The organism is Lonsdalea iberica (genome assembly GCF_002111585.1).
Taxonomy (GTDB): domain Bacteria; phylum Pseudomonadota; class Gammaproteobacteria; order Enterobacterales; family Enterobacteriaceae; genus Lonsdalea; species Lonsdalea iberica.
The window spans coordinates 1-2,759 of record NZ_LUTP01000089.1 but is presented as its reverse complement, the minus strand read 5'-3'; the positions used below and the strand labels follow the sequence as shown (position 1 = coordinate 2,759).

Annotated in this window: 3 protein-coding genes; 1 reads left to right on the top strand and 2 read right to left on the bottom strand. The window is 45.6% G+C overall.

From position 1 onward, the window contains the following. Positions 1 to 236 precede the first annotated feature (236 nt). Positions 237 to 935: an expansin EXLX1 family cellulose-binding protein gene (locus AU511_RS16655; protein WP_094110348.1), complete on the bottom strand. Its 699-nt coding sequence runs from the start codon at positions 933 to 935 to the stop codon at positions 237 to 239. Between the two features lie 276 nt (positions 936 to 1,211). Continuing rightward, positions 1,212 to 1,478: a YjbD family protein gene (locus AU511_RS16650; RefSeq protein ID WP_094110347.1), complete on the bottom strand. Its 267-nt coding sequence runs from the start codon at positions 1,476 to 1,478 to the stop codon at positions 1,212 to 1,214. A 289-nt stretch (positions 1,479 to 1,767) separates the two neighbouring features. On the opposite strand from AU511_RS16650, the gene AU511_RS16645 reads away from it, so the two are divergent. Beyond that, positions 1,768 to 2,759 (top strand): Tar ligand binding domain-containing protein (locus tag AU511_RS16645; protein WP_139829417.1); only part of this gene is annotated, 992 nt, incomplete at its 3' end.

The window sequence follows — 2,759 nt, the reverse complement described above, 5'->3', positions numbered from 1 at the left end:
GAATCTCCGGCGTGTAACACGCTTCAAAATAAGTTTGAGAACAAGATGATGTCTATTTTTTCACAGACTTTGGGTCAGACGCAAAACGGGAAAGCATAAGGGTAAACGATCGACCGCAGAGTGCGTTGACGGGGGGCAATAAAAATGGCCGGGAAGGGAGCCTGCCTGGCCATCATCAAAGGGCGAGTGTCGAGTAGGGTCAAATAACCCTTAAGTTCATCGACACTTTGCGCGCATTAGGGCAATTGAACGTTGCCGACCACCATATAGGCCTGAGACGTGCTTTCCGGCAGTTGCGGCAACACATCTTCTAACTGACGCCCCTTGATATCGGTAAATTTAATCTGAGTAACCTTGTTTCCCAAATTCTCCAGGATGAAGTGGTTATAGCTCATTTTGGGGGCGGTCACCCAATTGTTATCCTTCATATATTGCATTGCGATAATAGGATATTTGGCATTGCGCACCTGTACGGCAGCCCAATAAGGGTTGGAACCTTCTTTGATACGATAAATAACGTTGCCTGACACCGGCGCTTCCACCAGTTGCCATTCGACATTGATTATGCCGTCCTGCAAGTCACCTATTTTTTGAAAGGCGTTATAAGATAAATCTAATGCACAATCACTGGACCCAGGATAAATGTCGGTGACATACACCGTCGTGCTGCCTTTAGGACCGGTCACTTTGAGATAAGCCCCCGCCATAGCGGCGTTGATGCCGTTATAGTTCAGCTGATTGCTATTTAGTGCCGTAATTTCCATGTCGCTGGATATCGGATCCAACAGCAGAGCGCCGCCGGAATATCCAGAGCCGGTTGCCGTTGCATTGCCCCGACAGACATCGTTGATGCCCCAAGAGGCGTGCGCATTATTGAATGCCGTTGACGAAAGCGATATTAATAAGGAAATTAATAGAAGTGTTTTATTTTTCATGTTCACGTCCGATATGAATTTATTAAGAAAATAATGGAAACCCAAAGTGAAATATTTAAACGAGATATTTAGGGGGTGTATTCATACTAAAATCCCGCCTTCCATTTATATAATCCTTTGGGGCGCTAGGTTTATAAAACAGAGAAGGGACTCAATCAAGGTTATTTATCTTAATATGAAATGGCTAAAAACACCCCCCCTCCACTGATAAGGAGGAGCATTATTTTTGTGTTGTTGAGAACGATATTATTGAGCGTTAAATGGCTCAATAATCATTTAACGGTGACCACGAAGATGAGTGTTTGCAGACCACTGATAAGTTGCGGAGGTATCAGGTTTAAATTTGTTTTTCTTTTTTTCTGCGCGGGCTTGTTTGGCGACCATTTCCCTTTCTCGCATCAGCTTATCGATGAACTCGTCCTTCAGGTGGTTGTTTTCTGAGTTGGTCAGCGGTCGGCCGTGCTTCTTCCTTTCCTGGTCGAGCAGGGTTTTGAGTTGACGTTGCTCGCTTTCGGTCATGTCTTTCTGCGTTAATCTGGTCATAGCTCTCATTCCGCGTGAGGATTGGACCGCCATTATAGTGGAAAAGAACGCGGCATTCAGAAAAATCGACACCCTATTTCGTATTGTATCTATTGCTACGGATTATTATTCATTATAAAAAATGTCACATTGCAATTATTGAGGTGACTAACAACAACCATTGATAAAAAAGGGTTTTTCATCGTAGTGAAAGAAAAAATCAATTTCCTCGTTCGAATGCCGATATTGATTTTGGAAATATCCAATATTCATAACCAAGCCTAAATATACAATCTTGTGGGAAAATAATATGAGTCATGATCTTAAGGAATGGGTGTCCGTCGAGGGAGACGCGGATGGCAAGGAAAAAGTCGCGTTGAGTAGTAGGCAAAATCTACGACTGACCCCGCTCTTCATCCTCGTCTTCTCCGTCGTTTTAGTTTTGTTCGCCGCGGCAATTGGCACGGCGTCTTATTTTTTGTGGCAGGGCAAGTTGTCCCTGGATGATTCCAACCGGGAACTGAATGTGCGTATGGAGCTGGTTGACAGCGCAAACCATATGCGCGCGGCGCGAATGAACCTCATGCATGCTGCTAACAGCAGAAATAACGGACAGATGGATCGTTATAATGCCAGCATGAGCGCAGCGGAGATGCGCCTTGCGATGTCGCAGCAAATGTTCAGTGGTTATATCAAACGAGGCAATCGTGCTGAATCCGAGCTCTCTCGCGATCGCGAACTTGAAAGCCGATACAATGACTACATTAACATCGGCATCACCCCGATGTTTAATCTGGCTAAAACAGGAACGGCTCAGGAGATCAATAATTTCGAGTCTGATGTCGTCGATGATTTAGACGTTAAATATGATGTGCCGCTAAAAGCCTCTTATCTGTACCGTGTCGAAAGAGAAAAGGCGATCAACGACAATGCCCAAAGCAATTCACGGCTGAGTTATGTTCTGATGGGCGCTTCCTTCATACTGACGCTGGTCCTCGTCTTTATGACCTTTATCATTATTCGCCGCGTCATTATCAATCCTACTCGGTATTGGGTTTCCCGCGTTCAGGCCATTGCACATGGGGACTTAACTCAACCGAATATCCCGACCGGTGAAAATGAAATCGGTGTTTTGGGTAACAATATCCAGCAGATGCAGCAATCGCTTTATGACACCGTATTTTCCGTGCGTGACAGCGCCGCATCCATTTACAGCAGCTCCAGCAAGATCGCCGTCGGGAACACTGATTTGTCAGCACGCACCGAGCAGCAGGCTGCCGCTCTGGCTGAGACGCTCGCCAA